Origin of the sequence: Nocardioides sp. Soil805 (genome assembly GCF_001429625.1) — a bacterium.
Classification (GTDB): Bacteria; Actinomycetota; Actinomycetes; order Propionibacteriales; family Nocardioidaceae; genus Nocardioides.
Map to the genome: position 1 here is coordinate 117,920 of NZ_LMSU01000003.1, position 26,632 is coordinate 144,551.

A 26,632-nucleotide genomic window follows, 5' to 3' on the forward strand; every position below is an offset into this window, starting at 1 on the left:
TCATGCTGCGGGTCTCGCTGCGCAACCTGCTGGTCAACAAGCTCCGGCTCTTCCTGACGGTGACGGCCGTGACCGTCGGCGTCACCTTCGTGTCCGGCACGTTCGTGCTCTCCGACACGATGCTCAAGGCGTTCGACCAGCTGTACGCCGGTCTCACCTCGGGCACCGACGTCGTGGTGAAGTCGGAGGCGGCGTACGACGCCGACATCGCCGTCACCGGAGGGCAGGTCCGGCCGATGGACGACACGATCGTGGCCACCGTGGGCGAGGTCCCGGGAGTGGCCGTCGCCGAGGGCGGGGTGACGGGATTCGCGCTGGTCCTGGACCAGCAGGGCGAGGCGATCCAGCCCGGGGGTGCCCCCACGTTCGGCACCAGCATCACCGTCGACCGCCGCCTCGCGGGCGCGGCCACGTTCCGAGCGGGGCGGGCGCCCTCCGGGCCCCACGAGATGGTCCTCGACGCCCGCACCGTCGAGAAGGGCGGCTACGCGCTCGGCGACCCGGTCGACGTGGTGCTCCAGGACGGTCCGCGGACCTTCCGGCTGGTGGGCGTCGTCGGCTTCGGCGAGACCGACAGCCTGTTGGGCGCCACCTTGTCCGGGTTCGACCTGGCCACGGCCCAGCGGGTCCTCGGCAAGGAGGGAGTGGTCGACGAGGTGGACGTCATGGCCGCCGACGGCATCGACGCGGAAGAGCTGCGCGACCGGGTCGCGCAGGTGCTGCCGGCCGGCATCGAGGCGTTGACCGGCGCGCAGGTGGCCGAGGACGGCACCCAGGCCGTGCGGGACTCGATGGGGATCTTCACCACGATCATGCTGGTCTTCGCCGGTGTCTCGGTGCTGGTCGGGTCCTTCGTCATCTGGAACACGTTCAACGTGCTGGTCGCCCAGCGCCGGCGCGAGGTCGCCCTGCTGCGCGCCGTCGGGGCGACCCGGCGGCAGGTGCTGACGGGGGTCCTCGCCGAGGCAGCCGTCATCGGCCTGGTGGCCGGCGGGACCGGACTGGTGCTGGGGGTCGGGCTCGCCGCCGGCATCCGCTCGCTGCTCGACGTGATCGGCGTTGAGATCCCCACCACCTCACCCGCCATCGAGCCGCGCACGGTGGTGGCCGCGCTGGCCGTGGGGCTGATCGTGACCATGGTGGCGGCCATCGCGCCGGCATGGGCGGCCACCCGGGTCGCCCCCATGGAGGCGCTGCGCAACGCCGTGCCCGCCGGTGGAGGCGTCGGGCGCGGCCGCCTCGTGGCCGGATGGGTCGTCACCGGCACCGGGCTCGCGGCGCTCGCCGGGTGCGCCGTGGTCGGCGACCAGCGGTGGGGGACGGTGCTCGCGACGGCGACGACGTTCGTGGGGCTGGTGCTGGCCGGGCCGACCCTGGCCCGCGGGATGGCGCGGCTCGCCGACCACGGACCGCGCGGCGGTGGCTGGCGGATGGCGGCGCGCAACGTCGCCCGCAGCTCCCGGCGGTCGGCGGCGTCCGCCCTGGCCCTGACCATCGGCCTGACCGTGGTCGCCGCGGTGGCGGTCACCGCGACCTCGCTCAAGGCGTCCGTCTCGGACGCGGTGAGCGGTGGCAACCGCTCCGACCTCATCCTCGAGCCCGCCGGCGCCGGCCTGGGCGTCAGCCCATCCGTCGCCCGGCTGCTGCGACAGCGCGAGGACGTCGCCGACGTCGTCGAGCTGCGCGAGACCGCGGCGCAGGTCGACGGGCACGCCTCGCTCGTCACGGCGATGGACACGGCCGGGCTGGACCGCGTGATCGACCTGGGCGTCGAGAGCGGGAGCCTGGACGACCTCGCACCCGGGAGCCTGCTCGTGGGCACGACCGCCGCCGACGACCTCGGGGTCGGTGTCGGCGACACGGTCACCGTCACCTTCCCCGAGACCGGGGACACGGACCTCACGGTCGTCGGCACCTTCGGCAGGGGCAGCCTCATCAGGGCGTCGTACGTGATGACGCTGCCCGACTTCTCGGCCAACGTCACCTCGCAGCTCGACGGCGCCATCCTGGTGAACAGCACGCCGGGCACGGACCCGGGGCGGGCCAAGGCGGCGATCGGGGCCGCGCTCGACGACTACCCCAACGTCACCGTCAACGACCCCGCGGACATCACGCGCAAGGCGCAGCAGTCCGTCGACCAGCTGCTGGGGATCGTGACCGCGATGCTGCTGCTCGCCGTCGTGGTGGCGATCCTCGGCATCGTGAACACCCTGGTGCTCTCCGTCGTGGAGCGCACCCGCGAGCTCGGGCTGCTGCGTGCCGTCGGCGGGACGCGCCGCCAGGTCCGGACCGTCGTACGACGCGAGTCGGTGCTGATCTCGCTCCTCGGTGCGCTCACCGGCATCGTCCTCGGCACGGTCGCGGGGATCGCGCTGAGCCGCGCCCTGGTCGAGGAGGGGGTCACCACCCTCGCGGTGCCGACGCTGACGCTGGTGGTCTACCTCGTCGTCGCGGCCGCCGTCGGCGTGCTCGCCGCGATCGGCCCGGCCCGGCGCGCGAGCCGGGTCGACGTCCTGCGGGCCATCACCACCGAGTGAGCGCGGCGGGCCGGGGCTGACAGGATGCCCGGATGCGTGCCGTGGTCCTCGATGCCGTCCGAGCCCGTCCCGAGGTGCGCGAGGTGCCGGACCCCGCGGCGCCGCCGTCCGGGGTGGTGGTCGAGGTCGGGGCCACCGGGATGTGCCGCAGCGACTGGCACGCGTGGGCCGGGCACGACGACCTGGCCTTCCCGCACGTGCCGGGGCACGAGCTCGCCGGGGTGGTTGTCGAGGTCGGCCCGGAGGTACGCCGCTGGCACGTCGGGGACCGGGTCACCGTCCCCTTCGTCTGCGGCTGCGGGACGTGCGACTGGTGCCGGGGCGGTGACGCGCAGGTCTGCCCCGACCAGGAGCAGCCGGGCTTCACCCACTGGGGCTCCTTCGCCGAGCGCGTCGCGCTGCACGCCGCCGACACCAACCTCGTGGCCGTCCCCCACGAGGTCGACCTCGCCACCGCGGCCGGCCTCGGCTGCCGCTTCGCCACGGCGTACCGGGCGCTGGTCGGACGGGCCCGCCTCGGGCCGGGGGAGTGGGTGACGGTCGTCGGTGCCGGCGGGGTCGGGCTCAGCGCGGTGATGATCGCCGCGGCGCTGGGCGCGCGGGTGGTCGCGGTCGACCGCAACCCCGAGGCCCTCGCGGTGGCCGCGTCGCTGGGCGCCGAGCACACGCTGCTGGCGGACGGCACCGACGTCCCGGCGGCGGTCGCCGACCTCACGGGCGGAGGCGGCCACGTCGCCGTCGACGCGGTGGGCAGCGAGCAGACGTGCGCCGACGCCATCCTCAGCCTGCGCCGCCGCGGTCGCCACGTGCAGGTCGGGCTGCTGCCCCCGGTCGAGGGGCACCCGCGCGTGCCGATGGCGCGGGTCATCGCGTGGGAGCTCGACCTGCTGGGCAGCCACGGCATGGCGGCGGCCGACTACCCGGAGATGATGGAGCTCGTCCGCTCGGGCGCGCTCCGGCCCCAGCTCCTCGTCGAGCGCACGATCGGGCTCGAGGAGGCCGCGGCGCTGCTGCCGGGCTTCGACACCGCGGCGGTGGCCGGCATGACGATCATCGATCCCCGACGCCCCTGACCGGCGCCCGCGGCAGACCGCGGACGGGCAGGTCGTCGACCCGGCCCTCGGCCTCCATCCGTCGGGCGGCGCCCGACGCCCCGTAGCGAGCGGCCAGCGGGCCGGCGCTCACCCCGTGGGCGACCACGCTGAGCAGGACGGTCATCCCCACCACCGCCACGGCGCGGTCGGAGTCGGCGCCCAGCTCCTCGAGGGCGAGCAGGGCGAAGACCAGCGACGCCAGGCCGCGCGGTCCGAACCAGCCGACGAACAGCACCGTGCCGCGGTCGAGGCCGGCGCCGAGCGCCGCCAGTGCGACGGGCACCATGCGCACGACGGTGAGGCTGAGCACGGCGTAGAGCACGGTCGTCAGGTCCAGGTTCTCGGCGACGAGGGTCAGGGCGACGACGCCGAAGGCGAGCCACACGAACAGCGAGGCCAGGCCGCTCACCTGCTCGAGGAACACCAGCTCGGCGGCCCGTCTCCGCCCGGCGGTCGCCCCGAACGCCATCCCGCCGCAGAAGGCGGCGACGAACCCGTTGCCCCCGACGGTGACGGCGCCGGCGTACCCGACGAGGGCCAGCGCGAGGACCGCGATGCCGGCGAAGTCCTCGGCAGCCCAGCCTCGCGCACGCGACGTACGCAGCAGCCAACCGCCGGCTCCGCCGACGGCACCACCGACGACGGCGCCGACGAGGAGCTCGAGCAGGGCCTCACGCAGACCGGGGGCGTCCGCGATCCCCTCGGCGGACGCGGCGCCGGCGATCGCGAGCATGACGACCGGGGTCGCGATGCCGTCGTTGAGCCCGCTCTCGACGGTGATGAGCCTCCGGACCCGTGAGGGCACCACGGGGTTGGTCACGACGGGGACGCCCAACGCCGCATCGGTGGGGGCCAGGGCCGCGCCCACCACCAGCGCGAGCCACAGGTCGAGCTCGGGGAACATCCAGGCCGCCAGCGCCCAGCCGGCCAGGATGGTCAGCGGGAGACCGACGCCGAGGAGCCGGACGTACTGGCCCACCTCGTGCCGGAACTCCCGGACCGGCACCCGGGCGGCGTCGGAGAAGAGCACCCACACCAGGGTGACCTCGACGAGGGGCGTCAGCGTCTCGGGGGCGGAGGGGCGGTCCACGAGGTCGGTCGCGGCCAGGACCCCTCCCACCACGACGAAGACGATGGGCGCGGACAGGTCGGCGCGCGTCAGGGAGGCGGACACCAGGGTCCACACGAAGATCGTCACCATCACGACCAGGACGGCCACCAGGTCCATGTCGCGCCTCCCCGGGTCGGCCCCGGTCCCCAGTGTCGAAGGACCCACGACGGTGGGGCTCGTCCTGCACGGATGAGGGGTCCTTTCGGCCCTGTCCCTCGGCGTCGCCACGGGGGGACCATCACGACGTGGAGGACACCGGACTGACCGTGGCGGAGGCGGCGCTGCGACTGCGGGAGGTCGGGCCCAACGAGGTCCGCCAGCGGGGTCGCCTCTCGGTGTGGTCGAGCATCGGTGCGCAGCTGCGGGACCCGCTCGTCGTCGTCCTCCTCGCCGCGTGCCTCATGACGCTGCTCACAGGTGACCTCACCGACGCCGCGGTGATCGCGTTCGTCGTGGTGGTCAACACCGCGGTGGGGGTCACCCAGGAGATCAGGGCGGACCGCGCGATCAGCGCGCTGGCGCAGCTGAGCGCGCCGGTGGTCCGGGTCCGGCGCGGGGGCGCCGAGACCCCCGTGCCCGCCGTCGAGCTGGTGCCGGGCGACGTCGTGCTGCTGGGCGAGGGCGACGTCGTCCCGGCCGACTGCGAGCTGCTTGAGGCGGCCTCGGTGCTGGTGGACGAGTCGGCCTTGACGGGTGAGTCGGTGGCCGTCGGAAAGGGCGTCCCGCACGGCGAGGCGGTGGGCGACGTGCTGTCGTCGGGAACGGTCGTGGTCAAGGGGCGGGCCGTGGCACGGGTGACGGAGACCGGCGCGTCCAGCTCCTGGGGCCGGATCGTCGCCCTCATGGACACCCGGGTCCAACCGACCCCGCTCCAGCTCCGACTGGCCGAGCTGGGCAGGACCCTGGCGCTGGTGGCGGTCGCGCTGTGTGCGCTCGTCCTCGTCCTCGGCCTCGCGCGCGGTGAGCCGCTGGAGCCGATGCTGGTCACCGCGGTCAGCCTCGCGGTGGCGGCGGTGCCGGAGTCCCTCCCGGCGGTGGTCACCTTCAGCCTCGCGCTGGGGGCGCGGCGCATGGTGGCCCGCAACGCCGTGGTGCGGCGTCTCCCGGCGGTGGAGACCCTCGGATCGGTGACCGTCCTGGCGACCGACAAGACCGGCACCCTGACCGAGGCCAGGATGGTGGTGGAGGAGCTCTGGACCCCGGAGCGGTCGGTCAGCGTGACCGGGGGAGCGGCCCTCGAGCTGGAGCGGGTGCCCGACGTACGAGAGCTCCTGCGGGCCTGCGTGCTGTGCAACGACGCGCACCTCGCGCCGGTGGGGACCCACGGGCCCGGGGCCGGGCTCGGCGACCCGACCGAGCTCGCCCTGCTCCGCGTCGCCGCGCGGGCCGGACTGAGCAGGAAGGCTCTCGAGCGCGTCGCGGCTCGCATCGGTGAGGTCCCCTTCGACAGCGCCACCCAGCGGATGACCACCGCCCACGAGGTCGTCGTCGGTGGAGATCCGCGCCTCCTCGTCGTGACCAAGGGCTCCGTGGAGGCCCTGCACGCCCAGCACGGCTCGAGCGGGCAGTCCGCCGCCTGGCGGGCGGGCCTGGCCCGGGCCACGGAGCTGGCGGGCGAGGGGCACCGGGTGCTCGCGTTCACGGCGGCGGACGTGCCGAACGGCGCGGACTGGGAGGCCGCCGAGCACCGGCTGCTGGGCCTGGTCGCGATGGACGACCCGGCCAAGCCCGCCGCCCGCTCCACGATCACGCACTGTCGCACCGCCGGCATCGTCCCGGTCCTTGTCACCGGTGACCACCCGGCCACCGCCCGGGCCGTGGCGCTGCGGGTGGGGGTCCTCACCCCGGACGAGGACGCCGCCGGGACCAGCGTCGTCACCGGGGCGCAGATCGCCGCCGGGGAGGTGCTCGACCTGACCGTCCCCCGGGTCTTCGCCCGGACCAGTCCCGAGCAGAAGCTGGACATCGTCCAGGCCTGGAAGGACCGGGGCGCGGTCGTCGCCATGACCGGTGACGGGGTCAACGACGGGCCGGCCCTGCACCGGGCGGACATCGGCGTCGCCATGGGACACCGTGGCACCGAGGTCGCCCGGCAGGCGGCCGACCTGGTCCTCGCCGACGACGACCTCGCCACCGTGGTCGTCGCCGTGCAGGAGGGTCGCCGCGTCTACGCCAACATCCGGCACTTCCTGGTCTTCGGCCTCTCCGGGGGAGCGGCCGAGATCCTGGTCATGCTGCTCGGCCCGTTCGTCGGGCTCGCGGTCCCCCTCACCGCGGCGCAGATCCTCTGGATCAACCTGCTCACCCACGGGATCACAGGGGTCGCCATCGGTGCGGAGCCTGTCGCGCCGGACGTGATGACCCGCCCTCCCAGGCCACCGGCGCAGAGCGTCCTCGGTGACGGGCTGTGGCAGCGCGTCCTCGTGATCAGCGCGTTCCTGTCGGTCGTCACGCTGGCCCTCGGCACGTGGGCACACCACGAGGGCCGGCCCTGGCAGACGATGATCTTCCTGGCCCTGACCTGCCTCCAGCTCGGTGTGGCCGTCGGGCTCAGGCCGCTCCAGCTGACGACGCAGAACCCGTTCCTCCCGGTCGCCGTGGCCGGCTCGTTCCTCCTCGCGCTGGCGGGGGTGTACGTCCCGGTGCTGCAGGAGCTCCTGGGTACGTCGTCGCTGCCGGCCGCCGACCTCGCCCTCGCAGTCGGCACGGGGCTGCTCGGCTGGCTCGCCGCTCGCCTCACCCACACGAGCGCACCTACGACAGCAGGCGCTCCACCCACTCCGGGCGGGCCAGGGCGGCGTCGATCAGCCGGCCGGCGGTGACCTCGGTCCCGACGTGGGTGTCGAAGGCCTCTGGGCCGAGGGGCACCGGCGCGGAATCGTGGGTCGTGGCCGACGACCGCCAGATCGTCGACCCAGCAGGAACGACGCAGGGAGGTCAGCCATGCCCGCCGACGAGCCGATGGAGAACGCCCGGGCCGCCGCCGAGGCCCGTGAGGCCGTGGCGCGGCGCAGCGATCGCGGCGCCGGCTCGACCGAGGACGCCCTCAAGAGGTACCTCGCCTCCGAGTCGTTCCGCGAGCGGCGTCGTGAGGAGCGCGACGGCGAGGACGCGGTGGCTGACGGGCAGGACGAGGAGTGACGCTCGTCGGGGCGGTCCTCGCGACCCTCGTGCTCCTGACGGCGTCACCGTCGGCGGCAGGAGGTCGGATCGACCCCGCGGCGCTGCCCAGCGGCCCCGCGCCACGCGTCGCCCACCTGGTCCACGACACGATCAGGGACGGGGACCTGAGCATCCCCGCGCCGGGTCGGGGGCGACACGACTCGCTGTGGGTCGTCTCCGGCGGGTACGTCCTGCGGGACTACAACGTGGGCCGGCACCGCCTCGTCCGGGTGGTCTTCGTCGACGTGACAGGAGCGCGCCGGGTGATCGCCCGCTCCCACCAGTGGATCGACGTGGCGGTCTCGCCCGGAGGCGGCCGGGTCGCGGTGGCGCACATGTCGGGCCCCCCCGCGCAGCGCTCCGCGATCATGGTCGTGGAGCCGGCGAGCGGGCGCGTCCTGGCCCGTCGCGAGGTGCGCCTCGCGACCCTCGTCGCCGCCACGAGGTCCCGGGTGCTGCTCGCTGTCCGCACGCGCTGGCACCACCCCGAGACGGTGTGGTGGAGCTATGAACAGGGGCGGACCAGCACCCTGCTCGGCCAGGCCGCGGTGTCCGCCGACGTCCGCCACGACCGGATGGTGCTCGTCACTCCTCGGATCGGCGAGTTCTGCCACCGCGTGGTCGCGCTCTCGCGCCCCGGACGCACGCTGTCGCGGAGCTGCCAGCGGCTGCCCCACGCGTGGTCCCCGGACGGGCGTCACGCGCTGGCCACCTGGGCCTACTTCGACGCGGCGGGCACCGACCGGTGGTGGGTCGTGGACGGTCGCGCCGGGGTCCGTCGCACGAGGATCGCCGGGCGGCTCGACTGGAACGCCGTCTGGGAGGACGACACGCACTTCCTCGTGGCGGCGCAGGGCGACGCCGGCGGCGCCTCGGTCGTCAGGTGCGACCTGGACGGAGCCTGCGAGCGTGCGCTCGAGCTCTGGGACACCCCGCTGCCGACGGAGCCGTCCCTGTACTACCGGTCGCCGCCCGTGGTCCTGGCGGAGCGGTGAGCCGCGGTCGGTGGTGCGACGGGCCGTCTCAGGCGGTCTCGAACCACGGGTGGTGGAGGTCGTAGAAGGTGGCGTCCCTCATGGCGTACTCCAGCTCGCGGCGTACGTCGGCGGGCGGCTCGATGCGCTCTCCCTGGCGCGCCGCCTCCTCGGTCGTGAAGGCGATGGTCTCGATGAACGTGCCGTCCGGCTCGATCGCGAGCGTCCCGCCGATGATCTCCGGGCGCATCTCGTGCAGCGTGGTGGTGTCGGCCAGCATCGCCTTGAGACGGGACGGGTCGTCGACCCGGCCGCGGACGACCTGGACGAAGCCGGCCCGGTCGGAGCCGCCGTCCAGCATCAGCGTGACGTCGTCGCAGTCGTGGAACTCGAGCGGGCCGTCCATCAGGGAGGTGAACCGCTCGGCCCACGCGCCCTGCTCGGGACGTGTCGAGTTGGCCATCGCGGCATCGCGGGACTCGAACCGGACCACGGCCAGCAGCTGGTCGTCGTCGGTGAACCCGTACGTGCCGCCCAGCCAGCCGGTCGCGCCCGGTGACAGGTCGCGGCGCCACTCGTCGAGCATCTCGTGCACCTCGTCCTGTCGGGTGCAGGAGCCCTGGATCACCTGGATGAACATCGTTGCCTCCTCGGTCGTCGGGTCTGGACAGGACCGGTCGAGGCGTTCGTCGGGCCCCGGCCGGGCCCTGCGGGCAACCTACGCCGGACGCCCGGCCGGCACCATCGCCTCCGTGGGGTACCTGCAGGAAGGCAGGCGGCGGCGATGACCGCGCCGGTCCACGGCTCGCCCGCTCGCCCCCCGACGGTGGGCGTGGAGGAGGAGTTCACGCTGCTGCACCCCGTGACCGGTGCGGTCGCTCCCGACGCCGCCGGCGTGATCCGCGACTGCGGGGACCCGGCGGGGGTGGCCGCCGAGTCGATGACCTACATGGTCGAGACACGGACGCCGGTGTGCCGCACCCTCGCGGAGGTCGACCGGGCCCTGCGGACGCAACGTGCCGCGGTCGCGCAGGCTGCGCGTGGACGCGGGGCAGTCGCCCTGGCGACCGGTCTCCCGCCCTACGGCATGCCCGACCCGCCGGCGGTCACCGAGGACCCCCGCTACCTCGAGCTCGCCCGGCGCTTCCCGTTCGCGATGAGCAACAACGGCACCTGCGCGTGCCACGTCCACGTCGCGGTGCCGAGCCGGCAGCTGGGGGTCGAGGCGCTGCTGCGGATCGGCCCGTGGTTGCCGGCCCTCATCGCGCTCACCGCCAACTCACCGATCTGGCAGGGCCGTGACTCCGGGTGGGCGAGCCAGCGCCTCGTCCTCGCCTCCCGCTGGCCGACCGCGGTGCCTGCTCCGCCGGTGGATTCGGTCGAGGAGTACGACGACGCGCTGGCCGGCGCCGTCTCCTCCGGCCGGGCCCTGGACGTCCGCAGCGTCTACTTCCTGGCGCGGCTGTCGCCGCGCTATCCCACGATCGAGACGCGGGTGGCCGACGTGGGGCTGAGCGTCGACGAGACCGTCTGCTACGCGGGACTGGTCCGGGCGCTCGTCTCCTGGGCGCTCGACGAGGCCCTGCTCGGTCGCCCGGTGGTCCCGGTCGCGCCGGCGCTCCTGCGGGAGTCGTGCCGGACGGCCGCACGCGCGGGCCTCGCGGGAGTCCTGACCGATCCGCGGACCGGCGAGGCGAGCGACCCGTGGCGCCTCGTGGACGGGTTGCTGGCGCAGGTCCGCCCCCACCTGCGTGCCCACGACGACGAGCTCCTCGTCGAGGTGACGCTCGACCGGCTGCGGGTCGTCGGGGGAGGTGCCGACCGGCAGCGCCGGCTCTTCGCCGCCGCCTCCACTCCCGCGGCCTTCGTCGCCGCCCTGGCCGGGACGACCCTCGGCCGCCTGGACGCCTGATCGACGCCCGCAGGAGCCGCCGGGCCCCGGTCCCGTCACGCGGTGAGGACCAGGAGGCCGTAGTGCCCGTCGTAGCGGTGGTAGAGCACGCGGCCCTCGCCGGTCTCCTGGTCGAGGTAGAAGACGAACGGCTCCACCCCGGCACCGAGCCGGGTCCGTGCCTCGGCATCGGTCAGCGCGGGCGGAGGGGGCTCGTGGGTCACGGTCTCCGCGCTCTCCCCGGGACCCGCCCCCTGCACGCCGTACCCGCCGTCGGGCAGGCGACGCACCAGCGCCGGACGGCCGGAGCCGGCATCGCGGTAGAGGAAGAAGTCGTGGTCGAGCAGCTCCATCTCGTACGCCGCCTCGCCCGCCGTCATCGCGGCGGCCGGCAGCGACTTGCTCCGGACCACCTCGCGGGCCTCCTCCTCGCGGGGGAAGTAGGGCAGCGGGCGGCGGGGCAGGTCTCCGTGGCGCCACTCGTGCTCGGCCGCCGTGCGCGTCGCGCGGTGCAGCGTGCGCTCGCGCTCGTGGAGCTGCACCAGCCGACGGCGCAACCGGTGCTCCAGCTCGTCGACCGCCTCGCGCATCGTGGGGGCCGACGCCTTGGCGCGCAGCCGGGTCCCGTCGACGTCGGCGCCCGCCTCGGCCACGGCGGGTCGTTCCAGGGCCGGGTCGTGGCGCCAGTCGAGGACCACGTGGGCGTGGAGCACGGGTCCGTGCGCCACGGCCAGGGCGCTGGAGACCCTCTCCCGGGCGTAGTCCCCGGCGAAGCTGCCCACGTTGCCCCGCGTCGTCACCTCGACCCGGACCGACTCGTCAGGTGTCGACATCACCTCGCCCCTCACCGGCAGCAGCCTGGTTGCCCCCTCGGTCCCATCCAATCCGTTCGGCGGCGACCACGTCAGTGGCGAAGGTCCCGACGTCGACGGGCCGGTGGCGCGTCGTACCGGATACTGGGCCGATGCCCCGCACCCGCTGCTACCGCGGGGGAGTCCTGACCGACGAGGACTTCCCGATCGACCAGCTGTCCGAGCACCTCTCGGACGCCTCGAGCGTCGTCTGGGTGGACCTGTGCGCGCCGGACCTCGAGGACCTGCAGCTGGTGGCCGACGAGCTGGGCCTGCACCGGCTGGCCGTCGAGGACGCGGCCCAGGGTCGTCAGCGCCCCAAGCTGGACCACTACGCCGGCCACGACTTCCTCAGCGCGTACTCGGTGCAGCTCGACGTGGACAGCGGCCAGCTGGTCACGGGTGAGGTGCACGCGTTCATCACGCCGTCCGCGCTCGTGACCGTACGCCGCGACGAGACCTTCTCCCTCGACTCGCTGCTCTCCCGGTGGGACGACGAGGTGGCCCTCACCGAGCTCGGGGTCGGCGCCCTGCTGCACGGCCTGCTCGACGTGGTCGTCGACTCGCACTTCGAGGCCGTGGAGTCGCTCGACGACCAGATCGAGCAGCTGGAGGACCTCCTCTTCGACGACCGTCCGCACGACCGCAGCGTGCAGCGTCGCAGCTTCGAGCTGCGCAAGAGCCTGGTCCAGCTCCGTCGAGTGGTGCTGCCGATGCGGGAGGTGGTCAACACCGTGATGCGTCGCGACATCGGGCTGGTCACGCCCGAGCTCGTGCCCTACTACCAGGACGTCTACGACCACGTGCTGCGGGCGACGGAGTGGACCGAGAGCCTGCGCGACCTCGTCAACACCATCCTCGAGACCAACCTGACGATCCAGGGCAACCGGCTCAACATCATCACCAAGAAGGTCACGAGCTGGGCGGCGATCATCGCCGTGCCCACGGCGATCACCGGCTTCTACGGCCAGAACCTGCCCTACCCGGGCTTCGCCCGGCAGTCGGGCTTCGTCACCTCGTCGATCCTCATCCTGGCCCTGTCGGGCGCGCTTTACCTCGCCTTCCGGCGCAAGGACTGGCTCTGAGAGACGCGCCCGCCGGCGCCGGTCACCGGGGGTCGTAGCAGGCCAGCAGCAGGGCCAGGTCGTCCTCGAGCGCGTGCCCGGCGGCCCGCTTGAGGGACGCGAGCAGCCCGTCCAGTGCGGTGTCGAGATCGGCTCGTCCGACGGCCGGCAGGAAGGGGGCGGGGTCGATGAACGAGCCGCTGGGGGAGCGCGCCTCGATGAGCCCGTCGGTGAAGAGCAGCAGCCGGTCCCCGGGGGTCAGCTTGCCGCGCGCGACGACCGGGTCGACACCGAGGCCGAGCGGGGGCGAGTGGTCGACCTCGACCGTCTCGACGTAGCCCTGGGCGGACAGCAGGACGGGCGCGGGGTGCCCGCACGAGACGACGTGGAACGCGCCGTCGTGGTCGATGTCGACGAGGACCGCGGTGACGAAGTCCTCGGCGTCGGGGAGGTAGGGGAGGATGCGACGGTCGATCTCCCGGGCCACGTGGGCGACGTCGCCGGCTCCGGCGGCCGCGGCGCGGAACTCGCCCAGCACCACGGTGGCGGTCCGGACCGCGGAGAGGCCCTTGCCCCGGACGTCGCCGACCAGGAGCCGCACCGAGGACGGGCCGCGGACCACCTCGTACAGGTCGCCACCGACCTGCGCCTCGAAGGCCGCGGACAGGTAGCGGGCGGACATCGCGACCGGACCGGTCCGGGCGGGCGGTGGCGCGAGGATCGCGCGTTGGGCGGCCTCGGCCACCAGGGTGACGCCGGCCAGCCGCTCGGACTGCTGCTCGAACGTCGCAGCGGTGTCGAGCGCGACGGCCACCCGGGCCGCGACCGCCTCGAGGAAGGCGACGTCCTCCTCGCCGTAGTGACGGCCCGACTCGGCGTGGATGAGCGTGAGGGCTCCCAGGACCTCACCGCGACCGGCCAGGGGCACGACGATGGCGCTGGTGAGGCCGAGCCTGCGCAGGATCTCCAGGTGCTCGGCGCTGACGGCCGTGGCCTCGATGAGCCCGGCCGGGATGTAGGGATAGATCTCGCTCTCCCCGGTCCGGACGACGTGGCCGGCGCCCGTGGGTGCGTCCATGCGGGTCGGGAAGGCCCCCACGAGGGTGCGCGCCCACGCGGTGGTCTCCTCGTCCCGGTGCTGGACCGAGACCGTCTCGAGCTCGCCGTCGCGGAGCAGCTGCAGCACGCACCAGTCGGCGAAGCGGGGCACCAGGAGCCGGCCCACCTCCGCGACCGTGGTGTCCATGTCGAGGCTGCGCGACAGGCTCATCGACGCCTCCGCCAGCAGCACGGTGCGCTGGGTGGCGGCGTCGACGTCCTGGAGCTCGGCCGCCCGCCTGACCGCGCTGGTCAGGGCACCGGCGAGGGAGTGCAGGAACCCGTCCTCGTGGGGCGTGAACAGGTCCGGCGGGAAGGTGAGGGCGAGCAGTCCGTACGTCGTGCCGTCGCGGTGCAGCGGCAGGAGGTGCAGGCTCCGGTCGCTCGGGTAGTAGTCGGCGAGGTCCGGGAAGGCGGCGGTGATCTCCCGGACGGACCGGTAGTGGACGTCGCGGACCTCGCGGACCGCGATGGCCCCCGGCAGGTCGCTGGCGAGGGGGATCTCCTGGTACTGGTCCGCGCCGTGTCCGGTGCGCCCGAGCCAGGTGAGGGTCCGCAGGACGTCGTCGGCGTCGAGCGAGAGCACCATCGCCGACGTGGCGCCCAGGGTCCCGATGGCGTGGCCCAGGAAGCCGTCGGCCACCTGGGCGACGGTGCGGGCGCCGGTGAGCTCGACGGCGAGGGCGTCGAGGACGCGCTGGGCCAGCGTCGTCGTCCGCAGGAGGCGCCGGCGTCGACGGTCGTTCGCCTCGGCGGCGACGAGCGCCAGCCCGCAGATCAGCACGCAGGTGACGAAGCGGAGCGTCCAGTCGTGCCCGCCGAGGTTGTGGTGCCACACCCCCGAGGACACCGACGCCACGAGCGTGAGGGCGGCGACCCCGGCCGTCCGGCGCGCGTCGGCGTTGATGGCCGTGAGGACGGCGGCCCCGGCGTACGCACCGTTGATCTGTCGCCCGAGCTGGAGGTCGACCGCCACCATGACCCCGAGCAGCAGCACGCCGGCGAGCACGGACCGGGTGCCGGCCGTGTCGCGGGCGCGGATCGCTGTCGCCACGTGTCCTCGGTTCGTGCGGCGCCCGGCACTAGGACGGTCGAGGGCGCTGGGAGGTGTGACCGTCGGCACCACGATAAGTGCGGGACGGCCCGCGCCGTCGACGTTTTGCACAACCCCGGGCTGCACACACGGAGGTGTCGCGCGGGACGTCGTCCCTCCTGCTGGCCCGGATTTGGCCCTAGGGTGCAGTCAGGGGCCCCGCCGCGGGTGCGGGCCGAGCAGCGTCGGGGGTGAGGGGCGATGTCCGGAGCGGCGACCGTCGTCGACCTGGCCCTCCCCGCCGAGCCCCGCACCGCCGCACGCGCCCGACGTGCGGTGCGGGAGGCGCTCCAGGGCGCCGGGGCCGCGCACCTGGGCGACGTGGCCGAGCTGGTCGTCTCCGAGCTCGTGACCAACGCGGTGGTGCACGCCGGCACGCCGATCGGCGTGCGGGTCGTCGCGGAGCCCACCGCGCTGCGTGTCGAGGTGCAGGACGGCAGCGACCGGATGCCCGTCCGGCGGGCGTGGGCCGAGACCTCCGGGACGGGACGCGGGCTGCGGATCGTCGACGAGCACGCCGACCGCTGGGGGGTGGAGCGGACCGATGCCGGGAAGGTCGTGTGGTTCGAGGTCGGCCGTCCGACGACCCCCGTCGTACGACGGGTCCCGGCGCCGGACGGCTCCTCCGGGGACCGGCGCATCGACATCACGTTGAGGTCGGTGCCGCTGCTGATGCACTGGGCGTGGCAGGAGCACGCCGCGACCCTGCTGCGCGAGTACCTCCTCTACGCGCTGGACCGCGACGTCCGCGCCCTCGACGACCACGCCGCCGCCAGCAGTGCGCTGAGCCTGCTGGACGAGCAGGTGCCCCGGCCCCGCCTGCCGTCGGAGCCGGACGCGCTGATGGCCAGCTCGGTCGAGCCGGCCGTCACGGCCGCCGCCGTGTCGTTGAGCATCAGCGCGGCCGCTGTGCGGCACTTCGAGGTGCTGGACGACCTGCTCGTGCGAGCCAGGGCCGCGGCCGAGGACGGCCGCCTCCTGAGCCCGCCCACCCAGCCCGAGATGGCCGAGATGCGTGCCTGGCTGTGCGGGGAGGTCGCCGGCCAGGCGGAGGGCGCCGCCGAGCCGAAGCCGTGGCGGGCCAGGACCGACGTACGCGTCGCCCGCCGTCCGGACCAGGCGCGTCCGCGCGCCGTCCGTGCGCTCCTCGACACCGACCAGCCGCTCATCGCCATGGATGACGCGAGCGTGATCGTCGCCGTCAGCGCGGAGGTGGTGGAGCACCTCGGCTACCGCCGGGAGGAAGACCTGCTGGGACGGCGGATCCTCGTGGTGGTCCCCGCCCGGTTCCACCAGGCCCACATCGCCGGCACCACCCTGCACGCCACGCACGGCCGCGACGTCCTGCTGGACCGGTGGCTCGACGTCCCGATGGTGCGCGCCGACGGCACCGAGGTCCCCGTGGGGCTGCACGTGCAGGCCCGTCGCCTGGACGGGGACGTCCAGGTGTTCGTGGCGCACGTGCGGTTCTAGGAGCGGTCCCTCCGCGTCGCGAGCGGACGCCGCGGCATCTTGGGCAGCTGGGTCGCCCGCCCGTGCAGGGCGGTGAGCAGGGCGGCCACCGTGCTGTCCTGCTCGGGCGTGCGGTCGAAGGTGGTGAGGTTGAGCACCGGCTTGAACCGCACCCGGGTCACCGCCTTGGCGTAGGTGAACTCCTTGAGGCCGTCGGGGCCGTGGATGCGCCCGAAGCCGGAGTCGCCCACGCCGCCGAAGGGCAGGCCCGGGACGGCGGCGAAGGAGATGACCGAGTTGACGGCCGTCATCCCCGAACGCAGCCGGCGGGCCAGCTCGGGACCACGCGTGCGGGAGAAGACCGCGGACCCGAGGCCGTAGCGGGTCGCGTTGGCCAGCTCGACCGCCTCGTCCATGTCGCGCACGCGGCGCACGGTGACCGTGGGCCCGAACGTCTCCTCGCGGACCGCCGCGCAGTCCTCGGGCACGTCGACCAGCACGGTCGGCTGGACGAACCGGTCGCCCACGGCGTCGGCCCCGCCGACCACCGCCCGGCCGCCGCGCTCGAGCGCGTCCTCGACGTGGCGGCGTACGACGTCGACCTGGCCGGCCATCGTCATCGGCCCGATCTTCGCGTCGGCGTCGGTCCCGGCGTGGACGGTGCCGGCCCGTCGGACGAGCTCCTCGACGAACCGGTCGTGGACCCGGTCGTGGACGTAGACCCGCTCGATGCCGATGCAGGTCTGCCCGGCGTTGGAGAAGGCCCCCCAGGCGGCGGCGTCGGCCGCGGCCACCACGTCGGCGTCCTCGTCGACCAGCAGCGCGTCCTTGCCGCCGGCCTCGATCAGCACGGGGGTGAGCGTCTCGGCACAGGTGGCCATCACCCGCTTGGCGGTCGCGGTGGACCCGGTGAACGCGATCTTGTCCACGCCGGACCGGCACAGCGCCGCGCCGGTCTCGCCGCGGCCGACCACCACCTGGAGGAGGTCGTGGTCGGGCACGACCTCGCGCAGGCTGTCGGCGAGCCAGACGCCGACGCCGGGGGTGAGCTCGCTGGGCTTGAACACCACGGCGTTGCCGGCGCCGAGGGCGTAGGCGATCGAGCCCATCGGTGTGAAGACGGGGTAGTTCCAGGGACCGATGACGCCGACGACACCGAGGGGGAGGTACTCCACGGACGCGGCCTGGTTGGCGAGCAGCAGGCCGGGGGAGACGCGCTTGCGGCCCAGCACCTTCTCGGCGTGCGAGCCGATCCACGCGAGGTGGTCGATGGCGAGGCCGATCTCGAGCTGCGCGTCGCCGTGCGGCTTGCCGGTCTCCTGGTGCACGACGTCGGCGAGCTGCGCCATCCGGCGGGTGAGGACGCCGCGCCACTGGGCGAGCACCTCCGCGCGGCCGTCGAAGCCGAGGCCGCCCCACCAGGCCGCCGCCTCACGCGCCCGGGCGACGGCCGCGGCCACGGTCTCGGGGGTGTCGACCAGGTGGACCCCGACGACGTCGCCGGTGGCGGGGTCGAGGGACTCGAGCTTCTCCGGACTGGTCATGTCAGGCCTTTCCGCGCAGGAGGTCGGCGGCCCGCTCGCCGATCATGATGGACGGGGCGTTGGTGTTGCCGCGCGTGACCATCGGCATCACGCTGGCGTCGGCGACCCGCAGGCCCTCGACGCCACGGACCCGCAGCTCGGGGTCGACGACGGCACGCTCGTCGCCACCCATCGCGCAGGTGCCGACAGGGTGGTAGAGCGTCTGGGTGTGGACGCGCAGGTGCGCCTCGATCTGCGCGTCGGTGGGGTCCGACCCCCACGCGTCCATGGTGGGCAGCCCCGGACCGACGACGTGCTCGGCCAGCGGTCCTGTCGCGACCGTCTCGAGCAGTCGGCGCACGCCGCGGACCATGGCGTCGAGGTCGGCCTGGTCGTCGTAGTAGCCGGGGTCGAGGTCCGGGTGCCACCGCGGGTCGCGGGACCGCAGGCGGAGCGTGCCGCGACTCTGCACGTGGACCAGGGTCGGCGCGACGGTGACGTTGCGGCTCGTGGCCTCGTGCAGGCCGTTGTCGTAGAAGCCGGTCGGTGCCACGTGCACCTGCAGGTCGGGGGCCTCGAGCTCGTCGCGGGTGCGCCAGAACCCGCCGCCCTCGCCGATGTTGGAGGTCAGCGGGCCGGTGCCGGTCGCCTTCGCCCGGGCGAACTGGACGAGGTTGTTGTGGTCCATCAGGTCCGAGATGTCACGGGTCCGGAAGACGAGCGGGGCGGCCGGGTGGTCGTGCAGGTTCTGGCCCACGCCGGGGAGGTCGACGAGGACGTCGACGCCGACCTCGCGCAGGTGGGCGCCCGGGCCGATGCCGGACAGCATGAGCAGCTGGGGGGAGTTGACGGCGCCGCCGGACAGGACGACCTCCGCGTCGACGTACGTCGTCCGGGTGCCGGGTCCGTGCTGGTAGGTGACGCCGACGGCCCGTCCGCCCTCCACCACGACCCTCTCGACGAGCGCGCCGGTGCGCACGGTCAGGTTGGGGCGGTCCCGCGCGGGCTCGAGGTAGGCCTTCGCCGTGGACCAGCGGCGGCCCTTGCGGCAGGTCACCTGGTAGAGCCCGGCGCCCTCCTGCTCGGCGCCGTTGAAGTCGTCGGTGGGCTTGAAGCCCGCCGCGACCGCGGAGTCGACCCAGGCGGTGGTGAGCGGGTGGGTGTAGCGGCGGTCCTCGACGTGCAGCGGCCCGTCCTGGCCGTGGAACGGCCCGCCCAGGCGGGTGTTGCCCTCGGACCGGATGAAGGCGGGGAGCACGTCGTCGTACCCCCATCCGGTCGCGCCGTACGCGTCGCGCCAGGTGTCGTAGTCGGCGCGGTGCCCGCGGATGTAGATCATCGCGTTCATCGACGAGCAGCCGCCGAGCGCCTTCATCCGCGGCCAGTAGGCACGACGGCCCTCGAGCTGCTTCTGCTCGGTGGTCGTGTAGTTCCAGTCCCACCGTGTCTTGAAGAGGTTGGGGAAGGCGGCCGGGATGCTGATCTCGTCGGCGGTGGCCTCACCGCCCGCCTCGAGCAGCAGCACCGAGGTGCCCGGGTCCTCGCTCAGCCTCGCCGCCACGACGGCGCCGGCGCTGCCGGCCCCCACCACGATGTAGTCGACACTCTCCCGCTCGGCCACGACACCCTCCCCACCCGGAAGCGGCCCGCGTGGTCGCCCTGCTTGCACCCTAGGCAGGGCGCCCACCGGCGACAAGGGGCTGATGGGCCTCACCCCTGGGGCCGCATCGTCGTGCCTGCGGGCCGCTGTGACGAACGTCCCGTCCGGCCCCGCCTCGTCCGTCGTCGGACTCGTCCCGGCCGTGTGGGCCACGCCACCCGCGGTCCCCTGACCTGCAGGTCTCCGGGGTGAGGATGACGCGGTGGACCCCGGGCCCGAGGGATCGCGGTGGAGGTGGCACCCCTCGTCGGCGTGAGTGTGACCCGCGACGGGTCCGGCCGACTTGTGTCCGTCCTGCCCGGCGCGGTTTGATCGATCCAATCCCGGTTGTCGCGGTGTTCCCGGCAACCCGGCCCACATCTGTACGTGTCCGCTCACGCAGCCGGACCCCTCCGTGGCCACGCGCCACGCCCATCTACCTCTCGGCCCTCGGGGGCCGTCCTCTCGCCGCGCTCGGGCGACGGTTCCACCGAAGGAGAACGCCATCACGACCGCAGACTTCGAACGCCTGCTCCGCCCTGCACCGGGCACCGAGGGACTGAGCTCGGAGCACACCCGCGATGCCACCAGGTCCAGCTCGCCCTCGCTGATGATGCTGGTGCTGCTCGCCACGATCGGGGTGCTGGCCTACGCCAGCTTCCTGTTCAGGCCCTCCCACCACGGCGACCTCCTGCCCTTCGCCCTCGTCATCACGGCCGAGACCTTCCTGATCGCGCAGGCGTTGCTCGCCCTGTGGACCATCCTCTCCAGCGGCTACGACGCCCGTGACTTCTCCTACCACCAGGCCAAGCGCGGTCTCTTCGACCCCGAGCAGGTCCTGGCGCTGGGACTGGAGTCGAGCCCTAGCCGTTGGCCCATGCGGCTCAACGAGGAGTCGGCCTCGGTGGACGTCTTCGTCACCACCTACGGCGAGGACCTCGACGTGATCCGCCGCACCGTCACCGCGGCCCTGGCGATCCGTGGTCGCCACCGGACCCTGGTGCTGGACGACGGTCGCTCCGACGAGGTCCGTGAGCTGGCGCACGAGCTGGGCGCCGACTACGTACGTCGACCCGACAACAAGGGCGCCAAGGCCGGGAACATCAACCACGCGCTCTCGATCACCGACGGCGAGTTCTTCGCCGTCTTCGACGCCGACTTCGCGCCCAAGCCGGAGTTCCTCCACGAGACGCTGCCCTACTTCGCCACCGACAAGGTCGCGTTCGTCCAGACGCCGCAGGTCTACGGCAACCTGCACACCGTGCTGTCCCGGGGGTCCGGCTACATGCAGTCGGTCTTCTACTCCCTGATCCAGTCGGGCAAGAACCGCTTCAACGCCGCGTTCTGCGTGGGCACCAACGTGGTCTTCCGGCGCAACGCCGTCGCCGACATCGGCGGCATCTACGAGAAGTCCAAGTCCGAGGACATCTGGACCTCCATCCACCTGCACGAGCGCGGCTGGCGCTCCATCTACACCGGTGCCGTGCTGGCGGTCGGTGACACCCCGGAGTCGGTCGAGGCCTACAGCAAGCAGCAGCTCCGCTGGGCCACGGGCGCCTTCGAGATCCTGCTCCGCCACAACCCGCTGAGCCGCAAGCGCCAGCTGACCACCGACCAGCGCATCCAGTACCTCACCACCGCGACCTTCTACCTCAACGGCATCGCACCGGCCCTGCTGCTGATCGTGCCGCCGTTGCAGATCTACTTCGACCTCACCCCGGTCGCCCTCGGGGTGCCCACGGGCACGTGGCTGATGTACTACGCCGGCTTCTACTTCATGCAGATCGTGGTGGCGCTGTACACCATGGGCTCCTTCCGCTGGGAGACGCTGATGCTGGCGTCGGCGTCGTTCCCGATCTACATCCAGGCCATGTGGAACGCGCTCACGAGGCGTGAGCGCCAGTGGCACGTCACCGGGCGGGTGGGCGAGGCCCGGTCGCCCTTCAACTACACCTTCCCGCAGGTGCTGGTCTTCCTGTTCCTGCTGCTCACCACGGTCGTGGGCGCCTGGAAGGCCGAGGTGACGGGCTCGTTCAACGTGGCGCTCGCGTGGAACGCGCTCAACACGATCGTCCTCGGGATCTTCCTGACGATCACCTACCGCGAGGCGCGCACGGCCCGGGCCACCCGACGTACGGCACGCCGCACGTCCCGGCAGGCCCGCCGTGTCGCGCGACGGCGCCCACCCGTCCCCACAGCGACCCCCTCCGCCCCCGACTCGTCCACCCACCTCGTTGGAGACCACCGATGACCTTCCTCACCCGCCTCAAGTACCTGGTCGGCGTGCTCGTCGTCGTCGGCGTCGTCGGCGCACTGGCACTGAGCATGAACGACCGCATCAGCACCGTCCACGACGTCAGCGCCACCGTGCGCACCGACGACTACACGGTCGGCACGCCGTACGCCGGCATGGTCGTCAAGCGCGCCGTCGACGTGGGCGACCACGTCGACAAGGGCGACCAGCTCTTCGTCGTCCAGAGCAGCGAGCTGGCCCGCGACATCGCGAACGACGCGCTCGTGCCGTCGCAGTCCCCCTTCGACATCAGGGACGGCAGCAAGGTCGTGATCCGCGCGACCTCCCCGGGGAAGGTCTCGGAGGTCCAGCCGAGCCAGGGCGCCTTCGTGGCGGCCAACTCGGCGATGGCCCGGGTCGAGGAGGAGGGGACCAGCTACGTGCAGGCCGACTTCCGGCTGACCGCGAAGCAGTACGCCCTGATGCGTCGTGCCGACGAGGTCACGGTCCGGCTGCCCGACGAGCGGACGGTGCGCGCCGAGGTGGACCGCATCGGCGTGCACACCGATGGTGACCGGGCCGCGACCCGGCTGCGGGCCGTCTCCCCGGAGCTCGACAACCGCGGCCTCTTCTCGTCCGGGACCCCGGTCGACGTCGACGTGACGCTGCGCCGGGACGGGCTCGTCGACTCCGTCCGTGCCCTCCTGACCGGCCTGCTCACGCCGGGCGGCACCGGATGATGCGCCGCACCTGGCCCAGCGTGGTCGCCGTCGTGGCGGTCCTCGCGGCGCTCGCCGTCGGGACGGGCTCACTCTTCGCCGGAGGGGGCGTCGGGACCGACTCCACGGACGACCGTGACGCCGCCTTCCACCCGTTCGCCTCGTCCGGTTCGTCCGGCTCGTCCGGATGGACGCCAGTGACGCGGCAGGCGCCGTCGAGCTGGACGCCCGCGGCCGCGCGGCTGCCGCAGGCAGAGGGCTCGACCGGCCCGGTGCGGGTCGCCCCCGAGCTCGCGCCGCCCACCAACCGCTGGTACTCGGGGATGTTCCTCGGTGCCGAGCCCCAGCCGGTCTTCGCGATGCCCCTGGCAGTGCAGGCCGACGACACCGGGGTGTCCGTCGGCCTGCCGCAGGTGTCCGCCACCGAGCAGACGATCAGCGCCCCGTTCGCCTCCGGACTGCGACTCGGGTTCGCGTCCGACGCCTTCACCGCCACCCGTGCCGACCCGGTGTCGGTGACCTCGACGTACACCTCGTCGGGCACACCGGTCGGTCACCTCGACCTGGCCGAGGGGTGGCCCTACGTCGGTTACACGGCGGTGGGGGACCAGGAGGTGACGGTGCCCGACGCGCTCCGTCAGCGCGACAGGGGCCGCTGGCTCGCGACGACGTCGGAGGGCACGACGTACGGGCTGGCGGTGTCACGTGCCGACGGCAGCCGCCGCCCGGTCACCGTGTCCGACGGTGCGGTGGGCCTGCGTCGCGGGGAGACCCTGCTGGTCTTCGCCGCGCGTCAGGACGCCACGCTCACCGAGCTGGCACGCGGGGCCGTGCCGGTCCACGGGACGTCCGTCGGCTACGCCCTGGCCGGCAGGGAGGCCCGGACGAGGATCCGCTACCGCACCCCTCGCGGCCGCAGCACGGTGCTGGCGGCCATGCCGCACCAGCGCCTCGAGCGTCCCGACGTCGTCGGCCGCGTCGACTCGCTGTACGGGCCCCTGCGGCTGATCCGCGCCCGCGACCTGGTCTCCAGCGTGTCGGCCCTGCAGCCGGAGGCGACGCTCGACCTGTCCGGTCTCGATCGCGACGCGCTCGCCGAGGTGCGGGAGCAGGCCGTGGCCGACGTGGCCCGCGAGGCCGGGACCCCGCCCCGGCAGGACACCTACTTCGGTGGCAAGGACGTCTACCGGATGGCGCAGCTCACCCGGATCGCCGAGGCGTCCGGCGCCGACGACGCCGCCCGGACCATCCGCGAGCGCGCGGTCACCGAGCTGGACGCCTGGCTCGGCGGTTCCTCCGACTGCACGGCCACCTCGACGAGGTGCTTCGGCTACGACACCGCCTGGAAGGGCGTGGTCGGTCGGACCGCGGGCTTCGGCTCCGAGGAGTTCAACGACCACCACTTCCACTACGGGTACTTCCTCGCCGCGGCGGCGCTGCTGGGGGAGGGGGAGCCCGAGCTGCTCGACCGGTGGCGATCGACGCTGACCGCGCTGGCGGAGGACATCGCCTCCCCGGCCGCCAACGGCAAGCTTCCCGCGCTGCGGAGCTTCGACCCGTACGCCGGTCACTCGTGGGCCGCGGGGAGGTCCGACTTCGCCGACGGCAACAACCAGGAGTCGAGCTCGGAGGCGGTGAACGCCTGGAACGGGCTGGCGCTGTGGGCCCGGACCGACGGCAACCGGCCGCTCGCACGGCAGGCCAGCTGGCAGCTGAGCCTGGAGACGGCCACCGCGCGCGCCTACTGGCTGCAGCCCCGGGACCTCCCGGGGGCCTACGACCACCCGTTCGTCTCGCTCAGCTGGGGCGGCAAGCGCGAGTGGGCGACCTGGTTCAGCCCCGAGCCCTCGGCCATCCTCGGCATCCAGCTGCTGCCGATGCCGCCGGTGCTCGCCCGAGGCGGTGTGGACGAGGAGCGGGTCCGGGCCAACGTGGCGGACGCGTCCGGCCGCGGTTTCGACACGATGTTCGGTGACTACCTGACGATGTATCTCGCCCTCGCCGAGCCCCGGCGCGCGCTGGAGATCGGCCGGGGACTCCCCGACTCGGCGATCGACGACGGCAACACCCGCAGCCACCTGCTGGCGTGGCTGCTCACCGCCCGGGCCGGGGGGCTGGGGGACACCGCCGGACGGTGACCACGGCGCCCCACCACTCCCTCAGCTCAGTCCTCGATCCGGGCGGCGCCTCGTCGTCGGAGCTCCTCGAGGCCCTCGCGCATGGCCTGCAGCTTCTCGGGCGGATGGCCGACCCAGTCGACGAGCTCGCCGACCACGCGCAACGGCTCGCGGCTGCGCAAGGAGTGCGTGGGGTTGCCGGGGAACCGCTTGTCCGTGACGTTGGGGTCGTCCTCGAAGTCGCCCGTGGGCTCGACGACGTAGATGCGTCCGCGACCGGGGCCCCTGGCGAGCTCGGCGCCCCACGTCGCGGCGTCGAGGGTGGCGGTGAAGTAGACGTGGTTCATCAGCCTGCCGTCCTCGACGTTGGACTCGCGGCCAGGCACGAGCAGCTCGCCGACCGCGAGCTCGGCCTTGGTGCCGTGCAGGAAGACTCCGGGCTCGTGGACCTCGAAGGGGACGGGCTCCCCGGGTCGCTTCATCCGCGCAGCCGCACGGACAGGCACGTGACGCAGCCCTCGAGCTTCTCGTACTCCGACACCTCCACGGCAACGACGCGCAGTCCGCGCTCCTCGTAGAGCCGCCGCGTGAGCGGTGCGCTGGCCGACATCAGCACCGTGCTCTCGTCGAGCAGGACGACGTGCGCGCCCGGCTCCTCGGGGACGGGGAGGAACGGCGACCAGACGGTGGGGTCGTCGACCAGCTCCTGGAACCCCACCACGGTCCCGTCGGGCAGCGCGGTGACGGCCGACTTGAGGTGCAGCACCTTCGTCAGCGGGACGCCGACGACGGTCGCGCCCAGGGGCTCGAGGTGGCCGGCGAGCTGGTCGATCCCGGCCTGGTCGGTGCGCCCACCCAGTCCGACCCAGACCGTGCCGTCGTGCTTGAGCACGTCACCGCCGTCCAACGTGCCGGGCGCCTCGATGTGGGCGATCCGGTAGCCCAGCTCGCGCAACGCCTGCTCGGTCCCTGCCGTCTCGGGCTTGCGCTCGTCCGCGCCCGGTCGGGTGATGACGGCGAGGTCGCCGTACACCACGACGGTGTCCTCGACGAAGACCGAGTCCGGGCACTCCGGGGACGGCGGGACCTCGATGGTCTCCCAGCCCTCGGCCCGGAGCGCACCCACGTAGCCGTCCCACTGCTGCAGGGCGAGGTCGACGTCGACGGGGACGCGCTCGATGTGGGTGAGCAGGCCGTCGGCCAGGCGCGGGCTGGGACGACGGACGAGAGCACGACGGTTCATGCCGCGATCCTTGCGCAGCAGTCGGACCACGTCACGTGTCGGTCCGTGACTGCTCAGGCGGCGCGGTGGAGGAGCAGGTGCGCGACCTTGCGTTCGGCGGGGGAGGTGTGGCGGCCGGTGACGGGTGGGTCGGGGGCTCGTGAGTGGTGCTGGTGTCCGGTGGGGGTGGTGAGGGTGATCTGGGTGGTGGCCAGGGGGTCTGGGATGGGTCGGTGGTGCCAGCCGGGGGTCTCCTTGGCGTAGTTGCAGGCTTCGCAGAGTCCTTGGCCGTTGTCGGAGGTGGTGCGCCCGCCCTGGTTGCGGGGGATGACGTGGTCGTGGTGGCGGAGGGGGGCGTTGCAGTACGGGGTGCGGCAGCGGCGGTCGCGCAGGTCGATGAGGTCGGCGAGGGCGTGGCGGAAGTAGCTGGAGGTGGGTGCGGCGAAGAGGCGTTGGAGGGTGGAGCGGGTGTGTCCGGCGCTCGCGGCGGCCAGGCGTCGGGTGATGGAGGCGGGCAGGTAGCCGGCGCCGGGGAGGTAGCCGGGCTCGGTNGGAGGGTGGAGCGGGTGTGTCCGGCGCTCGCGGCGGCCAGGCGTCGGGTGATGGAGGCGGGCAGGTAGCCGGCGCCGGGGAGGTAGCCGGGCTCGGTGGCGTCGCCGAGGAGGGTCTCGGCGCTGACGATGAGCTTGATGGCGGTGGGGACCGGGGTGGTGCGGGTGAGGCCGCCGAGGCGGTGGATGAGGGTGTCGGTGATGATCTGGCCGCGACTGCGCTCGTCGTCCTGGCTCCGGGCACTCTCGGCGGTCTCGTTGAGCGAGGTCATGATGGTGGAGAGGTCGGTGGCGGGCAGGA

General features: G+C 73.5%; 20 protein-coding genes. 11 read left to right on the forward strand and 9 right to left on the reverse strand.

The genetic code is table 11. The features are described from left to right. Positions 1 to 2: 2 nt before the first annotated feature. Positions 3 to 2,537 (forward strand): ABC transporter permease, encoded by a 2,535-nt coding sequence (locus tag ASG94_RS15565; RefSeq protein ID WP_056927400.1) that lies wholly within the window; start codon positions 3 to 5, stop codon positions 2,535 to 2,537. A gap of 32 nt (positions 2,538 to 2,569) precedes the next feature. Further along, the gene (locus ASG94_RS15570) at positions 2,570 to 3,610 is read left to right on the forward strand and encodes a zinc-binding dehydrogenase (RefSeq protein ID WP_056927401.1); all 1,041 of its coding nucleotides are present in this window, start codon (positions 2,570 to 2,572) and stop codon (positions 3,608 to 3,610) included. On the opposite strand, the gene ASG94_RS15575 is transcribed toward ASG94_RS15570, so the two are convergent. Continuing rightward, positions 3,588 to 4,859: a cation:proton antiporter gene (locus ASG94_RS15575; RefSeq protein WP_056927402.1), complete on the reverse strand. Its 1,272-nt coding sequence runs from the start codon at positions 4,857 to 4,859 to the stop codon at positions 3,588 to 3,590. The two genes, ASG94_RS15570 and ASG94_RS15575, sit on opposite strands and share 23 nt — an antisense overlap. Before the next feature lie 128 nt (positions 4,860 to 4,987). On the opposite strand from ASG94_RS15575, the gene ASG94_RS15580 reads away from it, so the two are divergent. The 3 genes from ASG94_RS15580 (at position 4,988) to ASG94_RS15590 (ending at position 8,899) form a co-directional block, all read left to right on the forward strand. Beyond that, complete coding sequence (locus ASG94_RS15580; protein WP_200958145.1) at positions 4,988 to 7,564, forward strand: cation-translocating P-type ATPase; 2,577 nt, start codon at positions 4,988 to 4,990, stop codon at positions 7,562 to 7,564. 121 nt (positions 7,565 to 7,685) lie between these two features. Then, on the forward strand, positions 7,686 to 7,883 hold the full coding sequence (locus ASG94_RS15585; protein ID WP_056927403.1) for a hypothetical protein: 198 nt from the start codon (positions 7,686 to 7,688) through the stop codon (positions 7,881 to 7,883). After that, on the forward strand, positions 7,880 to 8,899 hold the full coding sequence (locus ASG94_RS15590; RefSeq protein ID WP_056927404.1) for a hypothetical protein: 1,020 nt from the start codon (positions 7,880 to 7,882) through the stop codon (positions 8,897 to 8,899). Before ASG94_RS15585 ends, ASG94_RS15590 begins: the two co-directional genes overlap by 4 nt. 28 nt (positions 8,900 to 8,927) lie before the next feature. Here the strand turns inward: ASG94_RS15590 and ASG94_RS15595 are convergent, their stop codons facing one another. Beyond that, entirely contained in the window at positions 8,928 to 9,518 is a 591-nt protein-coding gene (locus ASG94_RS15595; RefSeq protein WP_056927405.1) for a hypothetical protein, read from the reverse strand. A gap of 144 nt (positions 9,519 to 9,662) precedes the next feature. Between ASG94_RS15595 and ASG94_RS15600 the strand changes: the two genes are divergently transcribed. Further along, positions 9,663 to 10,790, forward strand: a complete 1,128-nt coding sequence (locus ASG94_RS15600) for a carboxylate-amine ligase (RefSeq protein WP_056927406.1) — start codon at positions 9,663 to 9,665, stop codon at positions 10,788 to 10,790. 35 nt (positions 10,791 to 10,825) lie between these two features. Here the strand turns inward: ASG94_RS15600 and ASG94_RS15605 are convergent, their stop codons facing one another. Further along, complete coding sequence (locus ASG94_RS15605; RefSeq protein ID WP_056927407.1) at positions 10,826 to 11,602, reverse strand: ribosome hibernation promotion factor; 777 nt, start codon at positions 11,600 to 11,602, stop codon at positions 10,826 to 10,828. 131 nt (positions 11,603 to 11,733) lie between these two features. On the opposite strand from ASG94_RS15605, the gene ASG94_RS15610 reads away from it, so the two are divergent. Continuing rightward, complete coding sequence (locus ASG94_RS15610; RefSeq protein WP_056927408.1) at positions 11,734 to 12,705, forward strand: magnesium transporter CorA family protein; 972 nt, start codon at positions 11,734 to 11,736, stop codon at positions 12,703 to 12,705. A gap of 22 nt (positions 12,706 to 12,727) precedes the next feature. On the opposite strand, the gene ASG94_RS15615 is transcribed toward ASG94_RS15610, so the two are convergent. Further along, on the reverse strand, positions 12,728 to 14,836 hold the full coding sequence (locus tag ASG94_RS15615; RefSeq protein ID WP_056927409.1) for a PP2C family protein-serine/threonine phosphatase: 2,109 nt from the start codon (positions 14,834 to 14,836) through the stop codon (positions 12,728 to 12,730). A gap of 240 nt (positions 14,837 to 15,076) precedes the next feature. On the opposite strand from ASG94_RS15615, the gene ASG94_RS15620 reads away from it, so the two are divergent. Then, entirely contained in the window at positions 15,077 to 16,348 is a 1,272-nt protein-coding gene (locus ASG94_RS15620; RefSeq protein ID WP_056927410.1) for an ATP-binding protein, read from the forward strand. Here ASG94_RS15620 and ASG94_RS15625 read toward each other — a convergent pair. Further along, positions 16,345 to 17,871, reverse strand: a complete 1,527-nt coding sequence (locus tag ASG94_RS15625) for an aldehyde dehydrogenase family protein (protein ID WP_056927411.1) — start codon at positions 17,869 to 17,871, stop codon at positions 16,345 to 16,347. The genes ASG94_RS15620 and ASG94_RS15625 overlap by 4 nt on opposite strands. 1 nt (position 17,872) lies before the next feature. After that, on the reverse strand, positions 17,873 to 19,471 hold the full coding sequence (locus ASG94_RS15630) for a GMC family oxidoreductase (RefSeq protein ID WP_056927412.1): 1,599 nt from the start codon (positions 19,469 to 19,471) through the stop codon (positions 17,873 to 17,875). Between the two features lie 637 nt (positions 19,472 to 20,108). On the opposite strand from ASG94_RS15630, the gene ASG94_RS15635 reads away from it, so the two are divergent. From ASG94_RS15635 to ASG94_RS15645, 3 genes are read left to right on the forward strand one after another with little or no spacing between them, the layout of a single operon-like run. Next, a complete protein-coding gene (locus ASG94_RS15635; protein WP_200958146.1) occupies positions 20,109 to 21,740 on the forward strand; it encodes a glycosyltransferase family 2 protein in 1,632 nt (543 codons plus the stop codon). Next, positions 21,737 to 22,462, forward strand: a complete 726-nt coding sequence (locus ASG94_RS15640) for an HlyD family efflux transporter periplasmic adaptor subunit (RefSeq protein ID WP_056927414.1) — start codon at positions 21,737 to 21,739, stop codon at positions 22,460 to 22,462. Before ASG94_RS15635 ends, ASG94_RS15640 begins: the two co-directional genes overlap by 4 nt. Beyond that, positions 22,459 to 24,579, forward strand: coding sequence for a glycosyl hydrolase (locus ASG94_RS15645; protein WP_056927415.1), 2,121 nt, complete (start codon positions 22,459 to 22,461; stop codon positions 24,577 to 24,579). The genes ASG94_RS15640 and ASG94_RS15645 overlap by 4 nt, the downstream gene beginning before the upstream one ends. A gap of 26 nt (positions 24,580 to 24,605) precedes the next feature. On the opposite strand, the gene arr is transcribed toward ASG94_RS15645, so the two are convergent. From arr to ASG94_RS21380, 3 genes are all read right to left on the reverse strand, one after another. Continuing rightward, positions 24,606 to 25,040, reverse strand: coding sequence for an NAD(+)--rifampin ADP-ribosyltransferase (arr, locus tag ASG94_RS15650; protein ID WP_056927416.1), 435 nt, complete (start codon positions 25,038 to 25,040; stop codon positions 24,606 to 24,608). Continuing rightward, positions 25,037 to 25,801, reverse strand: coding sequence for a dimethylargininase (ddaH, locus tag ASG94_RS15655; protein ID WP_056927417.1), 765 nt, complete (start codon positions 25,799 to 25,801; stop codon positions 25,037 to 25,039). The genes arr and ddaH overlap by 4 nt, the downstream gene beginning before the upstream one ends. 53 nt (positions 25,802 to 25,854) lie before the next feature. Continuing rightward, a partial coding sequence (locus ASG94_RS21380) for an HNH endonuclease (protein WP_162260833.1) occupies positions 25,855 to 26,331 on the reverse strand: 477 nt, incomplete at its 5' end. Positions 26,332 to 26,632: the final 301 nt, after the last annotated feature.